2 protein-coding genes and 3 pseudogenes are annotated in these 6,000 nt (G+C 53.2%); 4 read left to right on the forward strand and 1 reads right to left on the reverse strand.

Features of this window, described 5'->3' with window-relative positions:
* The first annotated feature begins 1,282 nt into the window (after window positions 1–1,282).
* The 4 genes and pseudogenes from DXB44_RS13185 (at window position 1,283) to DXB44_RS15040 (ending at window position 5,484) form a co-directional block, all read left to right on the forward strand.
* Window positions 1,283–2,128, forward strand: a complete 846-nt coding sequence (locus DXB44_RS13185) for a hypothetical protein (protein ID WP_243111164.1) — start codon at window positions 1,283–1,285, stop codon at window positions 2,126–2,128.
* A gap of 56 nt (window positions 2,129–2,184) precedes the next feature.
* Window positions 2,185–3,548, forward strand: a pseudogene (locus DXB44_RS13190) (virulence-associated E family protein).
* A 212-nt stretch (window positions 3,549–3,760) separates the two neighbouring features.
* Entirely contained in the window at window positions 3,761–4,075 is a 315-nt protein-coding gene (locus DXB44_RS13195; RefSeq protein ID WP_118659010.1) for a helix-turn-helix domain-containing protein, read from the forward strand.
* Between the two features lie 12 nt (window positions 4,076–4,087).
* Window positions 4,088–5,484, forward strand: a pseudogene (locus tag DXB44_RS15040) (tyrosine-type recombinase/integrase).
* A 12-nt stretch (window positions 5,485–5,496) separates the two neighbouring features.
* On the opposite strand, the pseudogene DXB44_RS14855 reads toward DXB44_RS15040, so the two are convergent.
* Window positions 5,497–6,000: pseudogene (locus DXB44_RS14855) on the reverse strand (recombinase family protein); the annotation flags it as partial.

Raw genomic sequence — 6,000 nt, forward strand, 5'->3', positions numbered from 1 at the left:
GCTTCCAGACTTGCGGTCACAAGATGCTGAATCTGCGGAAAAGCCTTAAAAAGCGCGTTGAGCGAGGAAAGTATACCTGCGCTTGCTGCGGGGAGCAGTTCTTACCGATTCGGGCAGATGCCAGATATTGCAGCAATGCCTGTCGGCAGAAAGGCTACCGCCAGCGTAAAACAATCGCACACACTTCTCTTTTAGGAACTTGACAAAGTTTGTCAAGTTCCTTATCCACGCTCGCTTTTATCCCGTAAAGTGGTGCTTCCCATTCTGGGAAGTACCACTTTACCGTAACGCCTAATCGCTTACTCCCAAATCCCCAAAGTGGGAATTTGGGCTGTCATCTGAAATCAGGTTACGCTTTCCGTAACTTGATTTGTAACTCCTGCCGAATCAAGTTCCCACTTTGGGAACTTGATTGTAGCCGTATCAAAATCAGGTTGTCAAAATGATAACTTGATTTCATCTGCAACGAAGCCACCGGCGTTATCATTTTGAGAACTTCGGTTTTATCTGTTACGCGTCGCGCCCACTCCGTAAAAATCAGGTGATCAAAATGAGCACTTGATTCTACCTGTAACGCCTCAAGGTCGTTGAAAATCAGGTTGCCAAGATGACAACCTGATTCTGACCGTAACAGAATCAGTGGGTCAAAATGGCCCACTGAAAAAGCCGGACGAGCTGTGGGCAGGGATTCGCAAATCTTTGCCCGCCAGCTTGCCAAAATCAACGGGCCAAAATGGCCCGTTGAAGGGAGTCAAGGGGGAACGCCTTGCCCAGTGATATGATGCTGTGCGTCATATCCTACTGGGTATTATCTGGCGCAAAACAGCGGCAGATCCAGCAGCTTCGCTGCTGCGTTTTTCCACGCCAAGCTGTTGAAACGGAGGGATGTCTATCTGAAATTAACACGACACAACGGACGAGCCGGAACCCACGGCACTTACAACCCAAAGCACAACGACCGCAGTTTCAACCTTGCCAACAGTGAACACATCGACCCGGAACGAGCCAAGAGCAATATCTACTGGGACTACTTCCACGGCTTCCGTTCGGCTCTCGATCCGCAAGACCCGGACGATCTGGCGACAACCTTCTCGGACGTAGAACGGCAGTTCTACGAAACCCACTACACAGCTTTTGTGGAAAGCCAGAACGAGCGCAACGCCAAAATTCGGCACACGGACGAAACCGCAGCATTCCCGACCTACTGTCCAGCCGCAAGACCTGCCCAGAGGAAACTATCTACCAGCTTGGGACGCTGGATGAACACGCTTCCGCAGAGGACTTGCTGAACATCGTCACCGAGTTCATTGACGAGTTCAAGGCCAAGTTTGGCGAACACGTTCATGTGCTGGACTGGGCGCTGCATTTGGACGAAAGTACACCTCATATCCACGAGCGTCATGTATTCGACTGCGAGAACCGGTATGGCGAGATCGCTCCTCAGCAGGAAAAGGCACTGGAAGCGTTGGGCTTCAACTTGCCCGACCCGAATAAGCCTCTCAGCCGCCGCAAAAAACGCAAAATCTCCTTTGATGCAACCTGCCGGAAGATGCTGTTTGAAATCGCCAAACGTCATGGGCTGGATTTGGAGGAAGAAGCGGAGTACGGCAACCGCAAATATCTGGAAAAGCAGGACTTCATCCTTGCCAAGCAAAAGGAGCAGATTGCCTCCCAGCAGAGCAAGCTGGACGAGCTGACCCTGAAAGTTTCGGATATGGAGACCCTGCTGGAAAATGTTTCGGCTGCGGCCTATGACAAGGCGGTGGAGGTCGTGACGGACGTGGTACACACCGAAACTCGGAAAGAGGATATGCGGATGATCGAGGACACGAAGAAGTGGGTGCTGTCCCCGGAACGCAAAGCTCCGCAGGCCACGAGAGAGTACGCCGCCCATCGGTTGGACACCGTGCTGGACAAGTTCCTCAAGACTATGCAGACCACCGCTACACGTCTGCAAGAGAAGCTGCTGAAGCCGGAAGTTCGGCAGAAAGGCAAAGAACAGGTCAAGGAGAAAGCACGGGATTCCGTTCTGCAACTGCTGAATCGCTTGCAGGCAGAACAGGCACAGCGGAAGCCATCTGCACCGCCTACCGCCGAAAAATCAGAAACACGAGGTGATGTTTATTGAGCAAAGAAGTCAATCAAGAAGAATGTGCTCCCCGAACCGTTGCCGATGTGAAAGAAATGCTGACCAAGCACTCCAATGGCGAAATTCAGCGGACGATCCAGAACTGTATCACGATTTTGCAGAATGACCATGTGCTTGCCGATGCCATCCGGCTGAACTTGTTGAGTGAGCGCATCGACATCGTAAAGCCTGTGGGGTGGCCTCGCTCCGGCAAGACCCTGAACGACACCGATATGAAGTATATCCTGCGGAGAATGGAGAAGTACGGCATTTCCAGCGAAAAGAAGATCGAATCCGCCATCCGCATTGTTGCCAACGAGAACCGTTATCATCCCATCCGGGATTACCTGAACGGCCTGCAATGGGATGGGACCGAACGGATAGCCCATGTCCTGCACCACTTCCTCGGTGCTGCGGAGGACGAGTACACTTGCGAAGCCATGAAGATCTTCCTGCTGGGAGCCATTAAGCGCGTGTTCCAGCCGGGATGTAAGTTTGAGACCATGCTCTGTCTGGTGGGCGGGCAAGGGTGCGGGTCGCCAGTGGCGACCTCAAAATGCTGCAGGCATTTTGAAGCACCGACCGAGCCGACAGGCGAGACCCGGGGAAGTCCACCTTCTTCCGTCTGCTGGCCGTTAAGGACGAGTGGTTCTCGGATGACCTGCGGCGGCTGGATGATGACAACGTGTACCGCAAGCTGCAAGGGCACTGGATCATTGAAATGTCGGAGATGATCGCCACCGCCAATGCCAAAAGCATCGAGGAGATCAAGAGCTTTCTCAGCAAGCAGAAGGAGACCTATAAAGTCCCCTACGAAACACATCCTGCCGACCGTCTGCGCCAGTGTGTTTTTGCTGGCACGACCAACCGGCAGGATTTTTTGCCCCGTGACCGCACGGGCAACCGCCGCTTTATTCCCATCCCGGTGGACGCGGAACTGGCCGAAGTTCACATTCTGGACAACGAGGAGGAATCCCGTGCCTATATCGACCAGCTTTGGGCAGAAGCCATGACCATCTACAACAGCGGTAATTACAAGCTGGCGTTCAGCCCCGCCATGCAGGAAACGCTGCAAGCCCATCAGCAGGACTTCATGCAGGAGGATGCGCAGGCGGGCATGATCTATGCCTTTCTGGAGGACTACACGGGTGACCGGGTGTGTTCCAAACAACTCTATGCGGAAGCACTGGGCAACACCAATATCCCGGCAGAGTGGGAGACCCGCGCTATCTGCGAGATCATGAACACCGGCATTTCGCGCGGCGATATCCAAGGCTGGCAGGCTCACAAGACCGCCAAGCGTTACCCGAAGTACGGCGTTCAGAAAGGCTGGGAGCGCGTAACCAGCCCCGAAACCGGGGCTGAAAATTTCTCCGAAATAACGGATGTGGAAGCCCAACAACTGGGCTTTCCCTTCTGATGGATAGCGGTTACACGGTCAGTTACAGGTTTGGTTACGCTGCAGTTACAGCGCAAAAACCGCATGATTGCTGCGTTTTCCGCTTTCTGTAACCATGTAACCTTAAAAAGAGAAGAAAAAGTATAAAGCCCACCGGATGCCCTGCGTGCAGAAAAAGAGAGTTTTCCTGCACGGTTACAGGCGTTCGGTTACAAGGAATTGGAGGTCTGCCTATGAATATGAATCGGCCTGACATGACCGAAGATGTGAAATATAAAGATTATACGAATAAATCCTTGCAAATGGACTCGAACCTCGCTACAATAGAGGTGTCTAAATCCCCTGCCATTGAATCTTCTGACCAGACCAAAGCAGCCAAACTCGAACCCCTTGTTTACCGGGTTGAAGAGATTGCCCAGCTTTTGGCGATTTCTCCCCGCGCTGCGTACAACCTGTGCAACACCACGAAGGATTTCCGGGTGCTGCGCATCGGCACCAGCATCCGGGTGAACAAGCAGAGCTTCGACAACTGGTTTGCAGCGGTCTGAGGGAGGTAATCTATGGCATCTATCATGAAGCGCGGAGATTCCTACTCCGTCCGTTACAAGTACAAAGACCATTCCGGCAAGCCATGCGAGGGATGGGAGAGTTTCAAGACCAAAAAGGAGGCGCAGGAGCGAAAAATCACGGTCGAGAAAGAGCTGCTGGACGGCACGTTCCTTGTCCCCGACACCATGACGGTGGAGGAGATGCTGTACAAATGGATCCCGATTCAGTCCACCAAGCACAAATGGTCTCCCAAGACCTACACCCAGTCTGTGGCGATGGTGCAGAATCTTATCGTGCCGTATATCGGGAAACGGAAGGTGCAGGAACTGCGAACCTACGACATTGAGAAGTTCTATTCCACCCTTGCCAAGACCCCCTGCGGGCAGTATGTGCACGGTGTGAAGCAGGACCTGTCCAAGAAGCAGAAGAAGCGGCTGCTGTCCAGCACCTCTATCCACGAAGTCCACACGCTGCTCAAGACCGCATTTTCCTATGCGGTGGAATGGGACTTGATCCACAAGATTCCCCTGCCCCGTGATGCGCCCAAGATCAACATTGAGGAGCGTACCATCTGGGACGAGAAAACCATGCTGGCAGCCTTGCAGACCATCGAGAACCCTGCCCTGCATCTGGCGGTGCACATGAGCATGATCCTTTCGCTCCGTGAGGGCGAAATTCTCGGCTTGCAGCCGAGTGATCTGGACTTTGATGCCGCCGATGGGCGTGGTACTATCTCGGTCAGTAAGACCATGCAGCGAGCCAACAAGGACGCTCTGGAAAAGCTCGACCCCAAGCAGGTCTACCACACCTTCCCAGACAGGCGTGAGGGAGTAAGTCCTCTCTCATCCTGAAAAAGCCCAAGACCAAGAAGTCAAGTCGTATCCTGTATATGACCAAACCTCTGAAAGAGGAACTTCTGGCATGGCTTGAAAAGCTCAAACAGGACGAGCAGAACGCCCCGGAGAAGTACAGCAACTGCGGGCAGCTGTTCCGGCTCCCGGACGGCTTGCCCATCGCACCGGAGTTGCTGACGAAATGGTACCGTCTGTGGAGAGCCGAGCACCTGGAGTTTGAGCAGATCGTGTTCCACGGTCTGCGGCATTCCAGTGCCACCTATCAGCTGTTGCAGTCGGACGGCGACTTCAAGTCGGTGCAGGGCAATACAGGTCACGCCACCGCATCTGTCCTGATGGACACCTACGCCCACACGCAGGACAAGCCCCGTCTGGAGCTGACCGAGAAGATCGAAGCGAACTTCTATTCCCAAGACCTTACTCCGACAGCACCTCAGCCCCGACAAAACGAAAAGCCGGCGGCAACAAAAATCTCCGGTAAGGATATCCTTGAAGCCATCCGGCTGATGGACGCAGATGAACGCAGAGAGTTGACGAGAGCCTTGTTCGCCTAACTTCTCTTCTTTTTATGCAAAGGAAAGCAGGCTGTGCAAACCTTGCGCAGAAAAGCCCCTGATTCGGGCAAATGTGCAAACGGTGTGCAGAAAGTGTGCAGCCGCTTTCCTACATAAAGAAAGAACGCTAAATCTTACGATTTTACGTTCAAAGTTTGGTGCACCTCGCGCACTCATATCCGAACTTTTCTCCGCTTTTACGGCTTCCCCGAAAGCGACCGTTTCTGTACCTTCCTTATAATTAAAGGTAATAAGTACCTTATCATCGTAGAGATAGATGTCATTGATGAAGGTGTCCACCAGTGCCTGCCGCTGCTCCGGCTGGGTCATATCCAGCTTGCGGAAGCGAAGCAGCCAAAACCGGACGAACTCCTCTTTCATCTTTGGCTTAGCCAGCCGTTCCTCTGCAATGCGGGCTTGCAGTTCTTTTCGCTGATCTTCCAGAGCTTCCAGCCGTTCCTTGGTGGAGCTGGTCAGAATGCCCATCTGGATAGCGTTCAGCATATTGGTGATGCC

Source organism: Faecalibacterium sp. OM04-11BH (assembly GCF_003482185.1).
GTDB classification, from domain to species: domain Bacteria; phylum Bacillota; class Clostridia; order Oscillospirales; family Ruminococcaceae; genus Faecalibacterium; species Faecalibacterium tardum.